The organism is Williamsia sp. z34 (assembly GCF_059553395.1).
The window spans coordinates 625,925-641,431 of sequence record NZ_JCANWW010000002.1; the positions used below are offsets into that span (position 1 = coordinate 625,925).

Consider the following 15,507-nt stretch of genomic DNA (forward strand, 5'->3'; position numbering starts at 1 on the left):
TCGCCTCGATCCGCGACCAGGGTCGGGACATCACCGACGATGACTTCCGGGTGAATCCGTGGTCAATCTCTGCGTATACCAACAGAAAGAGTTCAGCCATGACGAGACCGATTCGATCTGGCGTGACCTCGGTACGGGCGAACGATGTTGACCTCGGCATCGAAGCGTTTGGCCGCGACCACGATCCGATGGTCCTGCTGGTCGGCGGCACAACGATGTTGTCCTGGCCCGACGCGCTGTGCGAGCGGCTCGCGTCGGGCGGGCGGCACGTCGTCCGCTACGACCTTCGTGACTCCGGCGCATCGACAACCCTCGACCCGGAGAATCCGGCGTACGACCTGCGGGACCTCGCTGCCGACGCGGCCGCGCTGGCCGGGGTGCTCGGCACAGGAACGGCCCATCTCGGTGGGGTCGGCGTCGGTGGGATGGTTGCTCAAGTCGCCGCGCTGGACCGCCCGGACGTGTTCTCCGCACTGACCCTCGTCGGCACCCGGCCGGTGGCGCCGGGCCCGGTCGACGAGGACCTGCCGGACCACGACCCTGCGGTCATGGGTGCACTGTTCTCCCGCCCGCAGCCGGACTGGACCGACCGGGACGCTGTCGCAGCGTTCGCCGCCGAGAGTGCCGAGCTGATGGGTGACGATCCGGAGGAGGCGCGGGCGAAGTCGGCCCGAATCTGGGACCGGACGCCGTCGAGTAATCCCGCGGTGCACCAGGCGAACCAACTCGGGATGGTGTTCTCCCGGATCGACTGCTCCCCACGATGGCGGGAGCGGCTCGGTGAGCTCGACGTGTCCACGCTCGTGGTGCACGGTCGTGCCGACCCGTTCTTCCCGGTCGGCAACGGCGAGGTGCTCGCCGCCGAGATCCCCACGGCGCGACTGCTCGTCCTCGACGACATGGGTACCGCCCTGCCGCACGCAGCGGCAGACCAGGTCGCCGCCGCCATGCTCACCCTATGACCGCCCCGATGCAACAACATTCGTGACGCCGCATGTCCTGTTCGATTGGCGTTCTCCAGGCAGTCCTCGCTCAGCGTAGGAGTCAGGACTGGTCGAGACGGGTGACCACGCCTCGATCTCCATCGACGCGCACTCGATCACCGGTCTTGAGCGCCTGGGTGGCCACCAAGGTGTTGACGACACAGGGCAAACCGTATTCGCGCGCCACCACAGCGCCGTGGGAAACCGAGCTGCCAATATCGGTGACGAGCGCAGCGATGACGGTGAAGTACGGCGTCCACCCTACATCGGTGACCGGCGTCACCAAGATTTCTCCCCGCTGCAGCTCACGCGCATCGACGATCGATTTCGCGACGCGCACAACGCCTTCCACGATTCCACGACTTGCGGGTCGGCCGATGATCTCATCGCCGGTGACACCTGGCGCAGGCCGGGCGATGAGCGGGGTCGGTCGGCCGACAGACACGTCCTCGAACTCGAGGGAGTTCTGGAACGCCAGCGCTTCTCGACGCTTCACCGCGCTCTGCACGAGACCGGTGACGTCTTCCGAACCCACGACGTGGTTCAATTCCGCACGGTCGAAGAAGAACACCAGATCTGAGTCAGGCAGTCGACCGATTTTGACCAGCACCTCACCGAGGTGGCGATAGCCCAGCTTGAGCGCGTGCGCCATCAGCGCCATCTTTGATTTCGTCTCCTCGCGCCCACGTGCGCCGCCCTGCGCCAACCGGGCAAGAAATCTGATGGTGGAAGAGCTGGGCACTTCAACGCGGGCGCTTGCCGGCCCCCGACCAGTCGGATCGAGCGCCGAGCGCACCATCACCTGCATCATCGCGCCCAGCCCTTCCGGATCCTCCGCCCAGGAGGGGTCACGCATGCACAGCTCGCGGTATCCACGATGACCGTGACGCGTCAAGAACTCCTTCAACGCCGTACCGCCGGCGCTACGCGTGGCCCGCAGCTCGTTGACCGCGGCGTCCGGCTCCCCCGCCAAGAACGGTTCGGCCGCCGCGTCATCAGCAGCGATCGCGCGTACCACCGTGTCGAGCTCCTCGAGCATGAGCGCGCTCTCGACATCGGTGGCACCGGCCATGAGCCGGGTTGCTTCGGCACGACCCTCGTCCTCACTACGTCCGTTTTTGACGGCTCGTCTCATCAGGACACTTTCGAGAATGTTGGCCGCAACCGCCGCGCGCGATGATGACCGAACATGTGTCAGCGTGATCTCGCAGTACTGCTGCACACCAGAGTCCAACTGGCGCAACACGAGTCGTGGGTCGTCGCTGGTCGGGATCTGGAACTCGGTGATCTGGCCTTCCAGACGCCTGATCGCGGGGCCGGCGGACAACGCGTACGTGGTGAGCCGAACCGTGTTGATCAGCTTGCTAACAAATGGTTTTGGTGGTTTTGGCTTCAGTTCGTCGACCACCCGACCGCAGATCGAGGTGGAGAACTGCTCCAGCGAATTGCCCAGGAGTCCAGAGCTCAGACCTGTCCCCTCGGTCAGGTTCAAGAACATATGGCCCTGGAAGTAGCCGACTTGTAGCCACGGCTTCTCGTAGCTCTGCTGTGCCCGCGCGACCACCTGTGTCATCTGCATCGCGTAGTCGATGGCAAAGCCGGAGACCGATGCGGTCAGCGGGCAGAATGCTCCTGGCATCATCTCGCCGATGTTGCAACGCGTGTAGACGTGGTCTGCGCCCGCGAGAGGCGTATCCATCTCGGCCAGATCACCGGGCAAGGTGGTGATCGGTCGGGCCTGCAGCCACCACAGTTTGCCGGATTGGTCGATCGCCCACTCCAGATCCATTGGTCTGCCCCAATGCTGCGCAGCGCGCAGGGCGTCGGACCTGATATCCGAGACCTCCTCCGGCGACAAGACCGGCACCTCCCCGACGTCGCGAATGGCGGGGTTGCCGTGAGAATCCAGGACGATGTGGTCCGAGGACGCCGTACCGTCGACCAGCGCTTCGCCGAGCCCGGCGATGGCGTCGATCACTGTGAGATCGCGTCGGCCGGTTGCCGGATCCGCGGTGAACACAACGCCGGCGGCGCGCGCGTCCACCATGTGCTGCACCACCAGATGCATGGTCGCCGTGGGTTGCCCGCTGTAAGCCGAGGCTCGTCGTGAATGCACTGAGGCGGCGCACGTTTGCACGGCCGCGGCGAAGCCATCGACGGAGTCCACACCCAGCACGGTGTCGTATTGCCCGGCGAATGACTGGTCGTCGCCGTCTTCCCCGACTGCCGAGGACCTGACGGCCACCGGGATCGCGCCGACTGCGGCCATGCGGGAGAACCATTCCCCCACATCATCGACGGTGACCCGCTCGGCAGCATCAGCAAGGACGAATCCCACGGGTACCGAAAGTCCGAGGCGGCGCAACTGCGCGAGTCCGGCCGCTTTGCCGCCGTAACGGTCGTCGGTGACCTGGTCGAATTCGACCGCCGTCAGGGGCATGAGGATCCTCCCAATGCGTCGACGATTTCGGCGAGCGCCTCGACCTCGATGGGACCCGGCTGATACAGGCAGATCCGGTCCGACACACCGTCGACGCGATCACTGATGTGCGCGGCCACCTCGGCCGGGGTACCGCACGCGGCGATGGTGTGCAGCATGTCGTCGTCGATCAATGAGGCCATCTCCTGCCAGCGGCCCTGCTTGGACATCGCGTTGAGTTCGGGTTGCAGATCGCCCCAGCCGTGGGCGTCCAGCACCGGCCGGTATGCCGGGGTGGAACCGTAGAACGCCAGCAGCATCCGAGTCGAGGCATGGTCGTCGTCTCGTCCGGTGCCTACCGACACGATGATCTCAGTCACCACCTCGAAGTCGTCCTCGTTGCGGCCGGCTGCAGCCAGTCCGTCGCGAACGGCCGGCAGCGTCGTCTCGTGAAGGAACCGCTTCGACCCGAAAGGCATCACCAACAGACCGTCGGCCACTTCTGCGGTGGCCTTGGTCAGCCGAGGCCCGAGCGCTCCGAGATAGATCGGCGGCGGACCGAACGGGTTCGGTCCGGGCACGAAGGTCGGTGTCATCAAGGTGTGGCGGTAGTACTCACCGCGGAAGTCCAGCGGCTCACCCTCATTCCACGTCGTGAAGATCGCTCGCAACGCCCCTACCATTTCCTTCATCCGCGCGACCGGATGATCGAACTGCGTGCCGTAGCGCTTCTCGATCTGCGCCCTCACCTGTGTCCCCAGACCCAGGATGAAGCGCCCCTCGCTGAGCAGTTGCAGATCGTTGGCCTGGTGGGCAAGTTGAATCGGATTGCGGGGGAACGCAATCGCGACGTTCGACATCACATCGAGACCCTTGACCGACGATGCCAGCACCAGAGGCGTGAACACGTCGAACGGTCCTTCGAAGGTGAATACGCCGGACGCACCGGCCTCCTTTAGCACTTGTGCGCGTTCGACCGCATCAGTGGGCCCGAACAGCGCTGTCACGATTTTCATTGAATGGCGCCTAGTCCGCTACGTCTGTCCAGTCGGAGAAGCCCGACGGGTGGTGCGGGCCGATCACGCCGTGCTCGAACAGGCCCGCACCCTCGCGGATCGTCCCGTCGGCCTCAGTGCACACAGCTTTGCCGACGTGGTCGATGAGGCTGAAGGGCGCTCGGGCCATCACCTCCGGGTCCGTGAGGTCAAAGCTGACGCGTTCGGCGAAGGGACCGCCCTTCCAGCTGCCGTGTGCCCACGAGGAGTCGCCTCCGTAGCCCGACCCGAAAGCAATGGGAGCGAACAGTTTCGATTCGACATCTAGTTGTATGCGGTCCCCTGCCCGGTTCATGAACTCGACATGGACACCCCGGGGAATCCTGGTTCCGGTCTTGTAGTCGATGGTGGCACGCACTCCGTCGAGTTGTTCGACGCGGCCGTCTCGCCAGCGGCGAGTGCAGTCGTAGAGACTGCGGTGGCCATCGGAATCCTCTTGCAGGATCAAGAACAGTTGGTAGTCGTCGAAGGCCAGGGGTAGGTAGAGCCACCACATTCCGCGAAACGAAGCGTCTGGCCGACCGGCCGGCTCGGCCTCACCGACAGGTCTGATCCCCCACGATCGGTCGCGGCTCGCCACGCTGGTGTCATGACTGACTTCGAGCCGTTCGCCGTCGACATCGATCCACCCGTCCCAGGATCCGACCTGGGCGAAACGGCACGCCTGCAACGTCACTCGCCGCTCGGTGAGCATCTCGTGCGGCTTCTCCAGAGCAGCAGGGAACAGCCCACGCCAGGTGAGGTCTGCGGAAATGCCCTCGGTCTGAGCCAGTGTCAGGTGCAACTCCTGCAGTGGCTCGATGACTTCGAGACAGTAGCCGTTGACGTTCTGGTGTAGGCGGTCGTCGTCGATGGCGTCGCTGAGGTGTAGCGCGGTCTGCATGTCCCCGCGGCGGACGACGAAGTAGGCGTCTTTCACGCCGAGGCGCGGGTAGTAGCCGACTCCGGTGAGCGCCATGAAGCGGCCGTCCCGATCGAGCACGTTGAAGTACGACCGATCGTAGAAGTTTCGATCAGACGTGGTCGGCCACGTCAACGGCACAGGCGCCTGATGAATCGGATACTCGTCGAGCGGGCTCAAGTTCACAAGCACTCCCTCAAATACGATGCAGTCCGTATTGGAATTATGATGAGGTCATGACAGCAGAAAGCCCGAAGGATGGCAAGAGGTCTGCGCAGTCGGCGCCGGGACGGCCGCGCGACAGCAGGATTGATGCCTCGATCATTGCCGCCACCCGCGAATTGATTCTCGAGACGGGCTATTCCGCGTTGTCATTGTCGGCGATCGCCGTTCGCGCCGGGACCACCACGGCTGCCATCTACCGGCGATGGTCGGGCAAGGCGCAACTTGTCCACGAGGCAGTGCTTTCTGCCGAAACGATTCCCACGCCGGACCATTCGGGAGATATCCGCAATGAAATCAGGGTTCTGGTCGAGACGATCCGCGTCATCTTCGACCGGCCTGAGGTGCGATCGGCGTTGCCGGGTCTGATCGCAGACACTGTTGCCGATCCGGAATTGCACAAGATGATGATCGCCCGATTGGCTGGGAATCTGACCGCTTTCGAGTCTCGCTTCGGTCAGGAGCGCCGCGACGATGACCAATTGCCCATGCTCGTCGAGGTGGTCGCGGGGACCGCGATTTTCCGCATCCTCATTCGCCAGGACGCCGCCCTCGACGACACCTGGGTGAACGAGATGACCGAGATGATCACTGGCCGCTGGCCCTCCTCGTGACAGCACTGCTCGCCGTATCAGTGAATCAATCCCGCATCCTTACTGCCGTACGCTGCGCGGAGTTTGGGTTTGACGACCTTGCCACCGGGATTGCGTGGTAGTTCATCGACCACTATCAGATCTTGGGGTGTTTGAAGCGTGCCAAGTTCTCGTCGAGATGAGGTCCGAGATCGTCGAGGGTGAGCGAGTCAGCACCGTCGATCACGACCACAACTGCGACCGGCACCTCACCCCACTTCGGGTCTGCCCGACCGATGATCGCAGCCTCGGCGATGGCGGGATGACTGTAGAGCACGTTCTCGACCTCGGCGCAGTAGATGTTTTCGCCACCGGAAATGATCATGTCTTTGGCGCGGTCGACAACGTAGAGAAAGCCCTCGTCGTCTTGCCGGACCAGATCCCCGGAGTGGAACCACCCACCGCGGAAAGCTTCTGCGGTCGCCTCCGGGTTCTGCCAGTAGCCTTTCATCAAATTGGGCCCGCGATAGACGATTTCACCTACTTCCCCGGGTTTGACGTCCTCCATCAGCGGGTCGACGATGCGCGCAGTCACCGCCGGCACCACTTTGCCGATCGACCCGATCTTCCGGATGGCGTCTTGGCCTTGGAGTACGCAGGTGACCGGCGACATCTCGGTCTGCCCGAACGCGGTCATGTTGAGGGCGTCCGGGAACAACTCGTTCATGGCGCGGAGCACGGTATCGGGGGCGGGGGCCGCTCCCCAACTGATCGTCCGCAGTTTGAGGTGGCGAGGTTTGGCTCGTTGCGCCGCGCACACCGCCTGCCACTGGGCCGGCACCATGAAGACCGACGTCGTGCCTTCACGCTCCAAGGTGTCGAGCATGGCGTCGGGATCAAACGCGCCGAGCGGATGAATGACCGCCTGGATGCCGCGATAGAAGACCGGGGCGAAAGCCGCGATACCGGCGATATGGAAGATCGGCGGAACCACGGAGCCGATGTCGCCCGGCTGGCCGTCGGAGGCATTGATCGTGGTCATCGCCTGGGATTGCAAGTTCGCATGGGTCAGCATGGCGCCCTTGGGTTTACCTGTGGTGCCCGAGGTGTACATGATGAGGGCGACGGTGTCTTCGGGGATGTCGACCTCTGCCAAATCCGCAGGATCTTGCGCGAGGAGCGTTTCGTAGTCGAGGTGATCGCCGCTGTCGCCGGCGTCGACGACGATGATGGTGTCGATGGCGCCGGTGGACGCTCGCACCGCGTCTGCCACCGGCGCGAGCAGCCTTTCGGTGAGAACTATCGTGGCGCCACTGTCCTGGACCAGGTAACCGACCTCGGCCGGACTCATGCGAATGTTGACCGGAACCGGGATCGCCCCAAGCAGATTCGCTCCGAGCACGGCCTCGACGTATTCGGTGCGATTGAGGAGTGCGATCAGGATGCGATCACCGAATTGGACGCCGCGACGTTGCAGCGCCGCGGCAAATCGGCGCGACCGGTCGTCGAGCTCATGCCAGGTGGTTGCGGTGTCGAGATACTTCACAGCAATCTGATCTGGTGTCATCAGCGCATGCCGTCGTACCTGGTTGTTCCAGGTATTGCGACCGGAACGCATCGGTTCACCGAGAAGCTCGCTGGTCGAGGCTGCGGCGTCTGTCATGGCGACTCCCCTGGTGTCGTCGGGCGCGGTGTGCGGCCCTCCCGCGCACCACTGTGCTCCGCGTCACACTCTAGAGGCTGAGACGATTATGCATCGAGAAATCTCAATCGGACCGTGAATTGCGTTCGGTGGCTCTGTGTCTCGGTATGTGGCAAACTCCCGTCGGCCTACGCAATCTTCGCGTCAGCCAATCTGTTCGCACAGGGACACGATGATCCCGTCCGGGCCCCGCACGTACGCCATGCGCACGCTTTCCTTGTACTCGCCGATCCCACCGACGAGGCCGTATCCGTCCCTGGCCAGCTCCTCGACGACCGCCTCGAGGTCACCGACCTCGAATGACACGTTGCGCAGGCCGAGCTCGTTGGCCATCGCCGTGGGCAATCCGGGTGCGGGGTCGGGACTCACAAACTCCGCAAGCTCGATCCGCGACCCGCCATCGGGTGGCCGCAGCATTGCGATCTCGCAGTGTGCGCCCGGGATACCGCACACGGTCTCCACGAACTCCCCCGCTACCGTCGCCGTGCCCTCGACCTCGAGACCTAGTTTGACGAAGAACGCCGTGGCTGAGGCGAGGTCTGCGACGGTGACGCCGATGTGGTCGAAACGTAGTACATGCGCCATGGGTCATCCTCCATCAGTTGCCCGCCATTCGATATGGAGACGGAGCCGGAGCTAAAATCTCGACAGGTTCTGTCTGCCCCTCCCCTTGTGTCCAGTTCGGGTTTTCTTGACTGGTCACGTCTCACCGCTCGGCCGCCGGCCGCGCTCCCGAGACTGCCCAGCTGGCAAGGACATTGATCGCCTGCCGGGAGGTACTACCGGGTTCGGTTGTGTACACGAACAGGGTCTGCTCGGGATCATCCGGGAGGGTGAGTGTCTCGTAATCGACCGTCAGTTCGCCCACCACCGGATGGTCCAGGCGTTTGGAGCCATGGGTTCGCTGATACACCCGGTGCTCTGACCACCACTGACGGAACTCCTCGCTGCGGTCCGTCAACTCGTCAACGAGGGTTCGGGTGGCTCGATCGTCGGGATCGTTTCCGACGTCGAGCCGAAGGCTCTCCACCGCAGCCCGGGCCTGTATTTCCCAATCGACGAACAGGTTGCGCGGTTCTGTGCCAAGAAACATCCACCGGGCATAGTTGCGCTCGCGCGGCAGGAATTGATCGAAGTCGGCGAACAACGCGCGAGACATCCGGTTGGTGGCGAGCACGTCCGAACGCCGTCCGAGGATCAGAGCCGGCTGGCCGTCGAGCGCATCGAGAAATTGATAAAGGCCCGGACGAACGCGCTGCACAGGTGCGCCACGGCGTGCAGCGGCGGCCGACCTGGGTCCGATCAGATTCGCCAGGTGAGCGCGACCGGCGGCATCGAGGGCGAGTGCCCGCGCGATCGCGTCGACAACACCTGACGACGGCGTGATGCGCCTGCCCTGCTCGAGTCGCGTGTAGTAGTCGGTGGACACCCCTGCCAGCAATGCGACCTCCTCGCGACGCAACCCCGGCACCCGGCGCACCCGCCCGTCAGCGGGAAGCCCGGCCCGCGACGGGTCGACCTGACTCCTCGCCCGCCGCAGAAAGTCAGCGAGTTCGCGATTGGTTCCACTCACCCGTTCATCATGGCGCAGAGCAACGATCGCCACCTGGGTCACGTAGTCCTAGGTTCGCCGATCCCGGGTCGGTCAGGGCCAGATATGCGCCTTTTCACCGCAGTCGGGTCCTCGAGACTGAAAGAGCCCGCCGAACAGCACACCGACCCGGCATCCCACCCAAGGAGTGAATCGACATGTCCCGCACTACCCCCACGACCTGGTTTGTGACCGGCACCTCTCGCGGCCTCGGACTGGAGTTGGTCAAACAACTACTCGAACGCGGCGACAACGTCACCGCGACGACCCGGTCGACCTCCCGACTTCTCGCCGCGTTGGACGGTGTCGATACCTCCCAACTGCTGGCACTAGCGGTCGACCTCACCGACGCGGACGCCGTCGATGAGGCCGTTCACCAAACCACCGATCGTTTCGGCGGGCTCGACACCGTGGTGAACAACGCCGGCTACGGCTACCTCGCGGCGGTGGAGGAGACCACCGACGCCGCGGCCCGCCAGATGTTCGACGTCCAGATCTTCGGGCTATGGAACGTGCTGCGGTCCGTCCTCCCGATCATCCGTTCCCAGCAGTACGGCCACATCATCAACATCTCGTCCGTGCTCGGGCTGACCGCGATGCCGGGCTGGGGTCTGTACTGCGCCGGAAAGTTCGCGCTCGAAGGCCTCAGTGAGTCACTGGCAGCCGAGGTTTCAGAGTTCGGAGGCAGGGTCACCATCGTGGAACCGGGCTACTTCCGAACGGACTTCCTGACAACCGATTCTCTGGCGCTGCCCGAATCGACCGCGGAGGGTTACCAATCAATCCGCGAGATGACGCGAAACCACCTCAATCTGCAAGGCAGTCAGCTTGGCGACCCAGCCAAGGGCGCGGCGGCGATCATCTCGATCGCAGCATCGGCGGACGGATCCCTGCGTCAACTCCTCGGCTCAGATGCCTACGCCTACGCCATGACCAAAGTCGGTGCACTGAGCACCGATTTTGAGTCCGGCAAGCAACTCGCTCACTCGACCGACTTCCCGCAGGCGTAAGCAGTCACTCTCTACGGCTCAAGGTAGGTGGCAAGGTTCGTCAACGACGAGGTGATCCCTTCGGCATGGTCACGGGCCCGAATCCCGACTGGGACGTTCCGTGCCACCACCTCGACGTCCGTGCCCTCGTCCGCGCTGCGCAGATTCCACTCCATCTGCATCGTCTCCTGGAACGCTCGGTCGTCGGACTCGAAGTCGATCTCCTGCACAATTTGCTCGCCCGGGACGATCCGCGAGATCTGAACTTCCGTGACGTCCGAATCAGCCGATGTCTTTCCATGAGCGTCGGAAGCATCGTCGAACGTCAGCACGAGGCGATACGAACCTCCCTCGCGCATATCGAATCGCTCGAACCGGCCATGCATCCCTCTGGGGGTAACCACGCAAGCAACGCATCCGGACTCGCCAGAGCTGCGAACACCGCGGCGCTGTCAACGTGGATGAGGAGGCTGGCGCGATCCGTTCTACCCATACTCAAACCCTAACCACTCCCCGCACCGCCCACGCAGCGATTGGACGGTGCAGCGTAGGAATGGCGTACGAATCCCCGTTCTGGCTACGTCACCGCAGACAACCCGGCCAGCGCTTGTTCGATGTGCTCGGGCCATTCCCTCCGCTGCACCCGGTGGACTGCCGACGCGCCGCCAAAGGCACTCGAAATCACCACATCCGGTTCCAGCGATGCCAGCAGCTGCAGACTGTCGACCAACGCGCGGGCATCGCTGAAGGCGGCGAGGTAGCCGCCGGTCCAGGCACCCGCCGCGTTCATGAAAAGCACGTCACCGGTGAACAGGTACCGGGTGCCGTCGGCGCCCGGCACCAGGTAACTCGTGCTACCCACGGTGTGCCCCGGCGTGGGGATGACCTCTACCCCGTTCTCGTCGATGTGACGGTCCGCCAGGGGAATATCGATTCGGGCATACTTGCCGATAGCGTCGGCCTCTGCCGCCGGAGCGTGCAACCTGGACCCGAATCGCTCGGCAATGCGACTCAACATCGGGCCGGCCTCATCCACATGGGACAGATAGTGGTCGTCGATACCGCCGTGACGATCCAACTCGTCAAAATCCGCATTGCCGGCAACCGAGTAAAACAACGCGTTGCTGTTCCCGGACCACAGATAGGCATGCGTGGTCAGGCCCGGGAACGGGTTGTCTTTCCGTGTCTCCCACACATCAGGTAGGACTTGTCGCATCACGATTCTCCTCATGGACGTCGGGTTTTGATCCACGCCCCATGCTGCAACCTCATGCGCAGTTGAAGTCAAGGGTCGTCAACGTCTCGCCGTACTGCGACCACCACCAACGAATTGCGACTTTCTTCAGAAGGCACGAGCGATGAGAGATTGGTGAGATGGTGAACTCCTGAAGGTGTCTGGAGAGGAGCGCAGATGCGCGGACGTCCACTGATGGTGGGTTTGGTAGCCACAGGTCTTGTTCTTGCAGTGGTGGCTTGCGGTATCGAGGACAGCGGAGTCGCCGAGGGGCCCGACGCCACAGCGACCGCGAGCGTTTTCGCACACGCGAGCAGCTCGCCCGACAGTCCCGATTCGGTTCCCGCTCAGGTGACCGTGCACCGACCAGGATTCGTGGACATCGCTCGATCCACCGCCGACCTACCCGTGTGGCCCGGACCGGACCCCACCGAGTTCCTCAAGCCGAACCCGCCCACGGGCGAGATAGGTCAGCTCACCGGACTGCAGGCAAAGGATGTCTTCATTGCAGCCCAACATAATCCGGATGCGCTGTGGAACGTTGCCGGCACAGTGCAAAGGCTGGTGGTGGCTCCGCTCTCGTGAAAGGTTGGAGTCCGCGTCACCATGAGATGTGGGCAATCGTCTGGTGCGGCAATCTAGCTCCGGACGTCAGCATCAAATCGGTCGCGTGCTTCCTCCATGCGATGAAGGTTGCCGAGTACCCACATGCCGAGTGCTCTTACTGGCACCGCCATCTCTCGGCCTAGGTCGGTTAGCGCGTACTCGACACTGGGCGGTGTTGTCGGGTACACGGTCCGGGATATGAAGCCTTCGCGCTCAAGGCCCCGCAGGGTCAACGTCAACATCTTTGGCGAGATGCCACTGATCTGGCGGCGTAGCTCATTGAAGCGCTTCGGCTCCGATTCCACCTGCATGAGAATCAGTACCGACCACTTGTCGCCAACTCTTGCCAGTGCTTCGGTGACGCGCCGGCAATTTCCAGTCTCACTCAAGTTACCTAGTTCCAAAATAGTGCCTCCTAGCGGATAGAAAGTACGCGATCTACAGTAAGTAACTAAATGATACTTGAGTACTGGGAGCCTGCATGCACACACAACAAGTCGTCCTAATCACTGGCGGCACTTCGGGAATCGGCCTGAGCCTCGCGGAGGCCTTCGTCGCGCAGGGCGCAGCCGTCGCCGTGTGTGGTCGAACCCAAGACGCTCTGGACCGGTTTGCCCACGCCCACCCGGAGATGCTGGCCGTCCGAGCCGATGTGACGGTTCCGGAAGAACGGGCCGCCATGCTGGACGCTATCGCCAGCCGGTTCGGTCGACTTGACGTCCTGGTCAACAACGCAGGTACCTTCGTTGAGCGCGACTTCAGCGCGAATCCCGCCGCTACACACGATCTCGCACAAGAGATCGAGTTGAACCTGACTGCGCCCATACGACTTACGGGCGAGTCGTTGCAACGTTGGCCAGACCTCGACGCGCTCGTTTTTGTCACGTCCGGGTTCGCCCTGGTATCCCCTACCCGTGCACCAACTTACGGCGCGGTGAAGGCCGGTTTGCACGGATTCGCCGAAGGACTGCGTCGCCAGCTGGCCCCGCGGGGCACCCATGTGCTCGAAGTCCTTCCCCCGACTACAGATACACCCATGAATGCAGATTTTGCGGGGCCAAAGTTGCCGCCCGCCGAGGTGGCCGCGGCCACACTGAAGGCGCTGGAGCGCCGCCACCCCATGGCACTGCCTGGCCAGACAAAGTTGATGCCGGCGATGTTGCGGATCGCCCCAAGGTCGCTCGAGCGGATGGTCGCGAAACTCTGACCGCCCTCGCGTCCACTGGCGTTGCCCTGCCCCAATCCGCCCACGCCCACCACCTGTGCCAAGAGCGTCAAATAGTCGGGACGACAGTGTCGACGAGTGCCCGCAATTCTGTCTTCACTTGTTGCGCTGTCAGACCAGACTTCAGTAGGTACTCGATGAGATCTGAACGCAGCGCGGCGAGCAGCGCGTGTGCCTGGAAGGAGGCGCGCTCACCCGCACCTGCATCAGCGAGAGCGTCACTGATCGCGTTGTGCCACAACGCATATTGCGCACTGCTATAGGGGTCGTTGACCCCCTCGAACGCCAGCATCAGATAACGGTTCTCGAGTTTGAATGTCGCGAGCGCCTCCACTATGGCGCGAACTCTTTCGGAGCCGGGGCCTCCCGGGCCGAGGGGTGGCGCGCCGTCGAGAACGCGCTCCTGCAGCGACTGCTGCTTTTCGGCTATCAGGCTTTGCAGCAGCCCATCGCGATCTCCGAACCGCCGAAACAGGGTTCCCTTGCCAACGCCGGCCGCGGTGGCCACATCATCCATCGACACGTCGCGGGAACTGGCCGCGGAGGCGAAGAGACGATCCGCTGCGGCAAGGATGGACTCGCGATTGCGGCGCGCATCGGCGCGCTCCTTCGGTTGCGTCACGGGGGTACCTTCCTGCCACCTTGCTATACGGACCGCCGGTCCGTATGTTCATATTCGGACTGACAGTCCACATCGTAACCGAGGGGAACGCCATGACGAATCCGCCGCCGACTGCGGACCAGGTCTTTCGCCGCAGTCTCGCTCTGCTGCTGGCCAAGGACATCACCGCATGGCTCACACTATGTGCGGACGACATGGTGATCGATTTCCCGTTCGCCCCCGAGGACTACCCCAGCCAGTTGAACGGCAAGGCCGCGGTGGCGGAATACATGAGGGACTACACCGACCTCGTTGACCTGCAACGGATCACAGCTCTGGAAACTCATCCGACAAATCACGGGGGCCGCGTTGTTGCCGAGTGGAGCGGCGCGGGCCGCGTGGTGGCGACCAACACGCCGTATTCGATGTCGTACGTCGTCATCGTCACCGTCCGAAACGGCCTCATGACCCACTACCGCGACTACTGGAATCCACTCGGCATTCCCCAGTCTTTCAGCGATGCCAAGACCCACCAGGATGGAATACCAACCGCATGAGTACATCTTCGACTCTCGTCATCGGCGCCTCGGGCAACACCGGCAGCAGGGTGGTACATCACCTGGTCGAACGCCAGCAGTCCGTGGTGGCCGCCGGCCGTCAAGGCACGGCAATCCCGGGGGCAGCGTCGGCAATCTTTGATTGGTACGACAACTCCACGCACGCGTCGGCTTTGATCGGTGTGGATCGCATGTATGTCGTCCCGCCGGTCGGTGATCCCGAGCCGAGCCGAGTAGTGATTCCGTTTCTTCGTCTGGCTGCCCATCAGGGCGTGCGCCGTGTGGTGCTGCTCAGCTCGTCGGCGATTCCCGTCGGGGGGCCCGGTGTCGGCGCAGTCCACGCCCAGCTGCCACGGATCATCGACGAATGGGCGGTGCTGCGACCGTCGTGGTTCATGCAGAACTTCACCGACAACCACCTTCACGCAGACTCGGTGCGTAGCGACGACACGATCTGGACGGCCACCGGAACAGCACGTGTTGGCTTCATCGACGCCGACGACATCGCCCGTGTTGCGGCCGAAGCCCTGCTCGAGACGCAACCCCGAAACGAAGACCTCATCCTCACCGGTCCAGAAGCGGCGTCCTACGACCAGATCGCCGAGGTCTTGTCGGCGACCACCGGGAGAGCGATTACGCACAAACAGCTTTCAGGAACTGCACTCCGGGTCCGGATGGCGCAGGTCGTCCCGCCCGCGTTCGCCGAGATGCTCGCGGTCATGGATGAATCGATTGCCGAGGGGTCCGAGGATCGCACGACCGAGGAGGTGGAGCGCGTGACCGGTCGACCCCCACGTAGCTTCCGCGAGTACGCAGAGTTGCACGCGCACAAGCTCAACAGGTGATCTGA

General features: G+C 63.3%; 16 protein-coding genes and 1 pseudogene. 7 read left to right on the forward strand and 10 right to left on the reverse strand.

What is annotated here, in order from left to right:
- Positions 1–98 precede the first annotated feature (98 nt).
- A complete protein-coding gene (locus AC51GT_RS07260; protein WP_496325605.1) occupies positions 99–962 on the forward strand; it encodes an alpha/beta fold hydrolase in 864 nt (287 codons plus the stop codon).
- Between the two features lie 82 nt (positions 963–1,044).
- Here the strand turns inward: AC51GT_RS07260 and AC51GT_RS07265 are convergent, their stop codons facing one another.
- The 3 genes from AC51GT_RS07265 to AC51GT_RS07275 are packed head-to-tail and all read right to left on the reverse strand — an operon-like array spanning position 1,045 to position 5,544.
- Positions 1,045–3,423: a PEP/pyruvate-binding domain-containing protein gene (locus AC51GT_RS07265; RefSeq protein ID WP_496328316.1), complete on the reverse strand. Its 2,379-nt coding sequence runs from the start codon at positions 3,421–3,423 to the stop codon at positions 1,045–1,047.
- On the reverse strand, positions 3,414–4,418 hold the full coding sequence (locus AC51GT_RS07270) for a TIGR03617 family F420-dependent LLM class oxidoreductase (RefSeq protein WP_496325607.1): 1,005 nt from the start codon (positions 4,416–4,418) through the stop codon (positions 3,414–3,416). Before AC51GT_RS07270 ends, AC51GT_RS07265 begins: the two co-directional genes overlap by 10 nt.
- A gap of 10 nt (positions 4,419–4,428) precedes the next feature.
- On the reverse strand, positions 4,429–5,544 hold the full coding sequence (locus AC51GT_RS07275; protein WP_496328317.1) for an Rv3169 family protein: 1,116 nt from the start codon (positions 5,542–5,544) through the stop codon (positions 4,429–4,431).
- A gap of 50 nt (positions 5,545–5,594) precedes the next feature.
- Here AC51GT_RS07275 and AC51GT_RS07280 point away from each other — a divergent pair, with 50 nt between their 5' ends.
- Positions 5,595–6,194: a TetR/AcrR family transcriptional regulator gene (locus AC51GT_RS07280; RefSeq protein WP_496328318.1), complete on the forward strand. Its 600-nt coding sequence runs from the start codon at positions 5,595–5,597 to the stop codon at positions 6,192–6,194.
- 17 nt (positions 6,195–6,211) lie between these two features.
- On the opposite strand, the pseudogene fadD5 reads toward AC51GT_RS07280, so the two are convergent.
- The 3 genes and pseudogenes from fadD5 to AC51GT_RS07295 all read right to left on the reverse strand — a co-directional run bounded on the left by fadD5 (position 6,212) and on the right by AC51GT_RS07295 (position 9,427).
- Positions 6,212–7,815, reverse strand: a pseudogene (gene fadD5, locus AC51GT_RS07285) (fatty-acid--CoA ligase FadD5).
- Between the two features lie 183 nt (positions 7,816–7,998).
- Positions 7,999–8,439, reverse strand: a complete 441-nt coding sequence (locus AC51GT_RS07290) for a VOC family protein (protein WP_496328319.1) — start codon at positions 8,437–8,439, stop codon at positions 7,999–8,001.
- Between the two features lie 121 nt (positions 8,440–8,560).
- A complete protein-coding gene (locus AC51GT_RS07295) occupies positions 8,561–9,427 on the reverse strand; it encodes a helix-turn-helix transcriptional regulator (RefSeq protein WP_496328320.1) in 867 nt (288 codons plus the stop codon).
- 176 nt (positions 9,428–9,603) lie between these two features.
- Between AC51GT_RS07295 and AC51GT_RS07300 the strand changes: the two genes are divergently transcribed.
- Positions 9,604–10,455: an SDR family NAD(P)-dependent oxidoreductase gene (locus tag AC51GT_RS07300; protein WP_496328321.1), complete on the forward strand. Its 852-nt coding sequence runs from the start codon at positions 9,604–9,606 to the stop codon at positions 10,453–10,455.
- 11 nt (positions 10,456–10,466) lie between these two features.
- Here AC51GT_RS07300 and AC51GT_RS07305 read toward each other — a convergent pair whose 3' ends face one another.
- Both AC51GT_RS07305 and AC51GT_RS07310 read right to left on the reverse strand, forming a co-directional pair.
- Entirely contained in the window at positions 10,467–10,820 is a 354-nt protein-coding gene (locus tag AC51GT_RS07305; RefSeq protein ID WP_496328488.1) for an SRPBCC domain-containing protein, read from the reverse strand.
- Between the two features lie 191 nt (positions 10,821–11,011).
- Positions 11,012–11,650 (reverse strand): MBL fold metallo-hydrolase, encoded by a 639-nt coding sequence (locus AC51GT_RS07310; protein WP_496328322.1) that lies wholly within the window; start codon positions 11,648–11,650, stop codon positions 11,012–11,014.
- A gap of 195 nt (positions 11,651–11,845) precedes the next feature.
- Between AC51GT_RS07310 and AC51GT_RS07315 the strand changes: the two genes are divergently transcribed.
- Positions 11,846–12,253 (forward strand): hypothetical protein, encoded by a 408-nt coding sequence (locus AC51GT_RS07315; protein WP_496328323.1) that lies wholly within the window; start codon positions 11,846–11,848, stop codon positions 12,251–12,253.
- A 53-nt stretch (positions 12,254–12,306) separates the two neighbouring features.
- Here the strand turns inward: AC51GT_RS07315 and AC51GT_RS07320 are convergent, their stop codons facing one another.
- A complete protein-coding gene (locus AC51GT_RS07320) occupies positions 12,307–12,765 on the reverse strand; it encodes a winged helix-turn-helix transcriptional regulator (protein WP_496328324.1) in 459 nt (152 codons plus the stop codon).
- On the opposite strand from AC51GT_RS07320, the gene AC51GT_RS07325 reads away from it, so the two are divergent.
- Positions 12,756–13,481, forward strand: a complete 726-nt coding sequence (locus AC51GT_RS07325; RefSeq protein WP_496328325.1) for an SDR family NAD(P)-dependent oxidoreductase — start codon at positions 12,756–12,758, stop codon at positions 13,479–13,481. The two genes, AC51GT_RS07320 and AC51GT_RS07325, sit on opposite strands and share 10 nt — an antisense overlap.
- Before the next feature lie 67 nt (positions 13,482–13,548).
- Here AC51GT_RS07325 and AC51GT_RS07330 read toward each other — a convergent pair whose 3' ends face one another.
- Positions 13,549–14,121 carry a TetR/AcrR family transcriptional regulator gene (locus AC51GT_RS07330; protein WP_496328326.1) on the reverse strand — a complete coding sequence of 191 codons (573 nt, stop codon included), beginning with the start codon at positions 14,119–14,121 and terminating at the stop codon, positions 13,549–13,551.
- A gap of 92 nt (positions 14,122–14,213) precedes the next feature.
- Here AC51GT_RS07330 and AC51GT_RS07335 point away from each other — a divergent pair, with 92 nt between their 5' ends.
- Entirely contained in the window at positions 14,214–14,657 is a 444-nt protein-coding gene (locus AC51GT_RS07335) for a nuclear transport factor 2 family protein (RefSeq protein ID WP_496328327.1), read from the forward strand.
- Positions 14,654–15,502 (forward strand): NmrA family NAD(P)-binding protein, encoded by an 849-nt coding sequence (locus AC51GT_RS07340; RefSeq protein WP_496328328.1) that lies wholly within the window; start codon positions 14,654–14,656, stop codon positions 15,500–15,502. The genes AC51GT_RS07335 and AC51GT_RS07340 overlap by 4 nt, the downstream gene beginning before the upstream one ends.
- Positions 15,503–15,507 lie beyond the last annotated feature (5 nt).

Coding starts and splice junctions, on each gene's coding strand:
- AC51GT_RS07260 (WP_496325605.1), top strand. CDS start 99: ATGACGAGACCGATTCGATCTGGCGTGACCTCGGTACGGGCGAACGAT.
- AC51GT_RS07265 (WP_496328316.1), bottom strand. CDS start 3,423: ATGCCCCTGACGGCGGTCGAATTCGACCAGGTCACCGACGACCGTTAC.
- AC51GT_RS07270 (WP_496325607.1), bottom strand. CDS start 4,418: ATGAAAATCGTGACAGCGCTGTTCGGGCCCACTGATGCGGTCGAACGC.
- AC51GT_RS07280 (WP_496328318.1), top strand. CDS start 5,595: ATGACAGCAGAAAGCCCGAAGGATGGCAAGAGGTCTGCGCAGTCGGCG.
- AC51GT_RS07290 (WP_496328319.1), bottom strand. CDS start 8,439: ATGGCGCATGTACTACGTTTCGACCACATCGGCGTCACCGTCGCAGAC.
- AC51GT_RS07300 (WP_496328321.1), top strand. CDS start 9,604: ATGTCCCGCACTACCCCCACGACCTGGTTTGTGACCGGCACCTCTCGC.
- AC51GT_RS07305 (WP_496328488.1), bottom strand. CDS start 10,820: ATGCATGGCCGGTTCGAGCGATTCGATATGCGCGAGGGAGGTTCGTAT.
- AC51GT_RS07310 (WP_496328322.1), bottom strand. CDS start 11,650: ATGCGACAAGTCCTACCTGATGTGTGGGAGACACGGAAAGACAACCCG.
- AC51GT_RS07315 (WP_496328323.1), top strand. CDS start 11,846: ATGCGCGGACGTCCACTGATGGTGGGTTTGGTAGCCACAGGTCTTGTT.
- AC51GT_RS07325 (WP_496328325.1), top strand. CDS start 12,756: ATGCACACACAACAAGTCGTCCTAATCACTGGCGGCACTTCGGGAATC.
- AC51GT_RS07335 (WP_496328327.1), top strand. CDS start 14,214: ATGACGAATCCGCCGCCGACTGCGGACCAGGTCTTTCGCCGCAGTCTC.
- AC51GT_RS07340 (WP_496328328.1), top strand. CDS start 14,654: ATGAGTACATCTTCGACTCTCGTCATCGGCGCCTCGGGCAACACCGGC.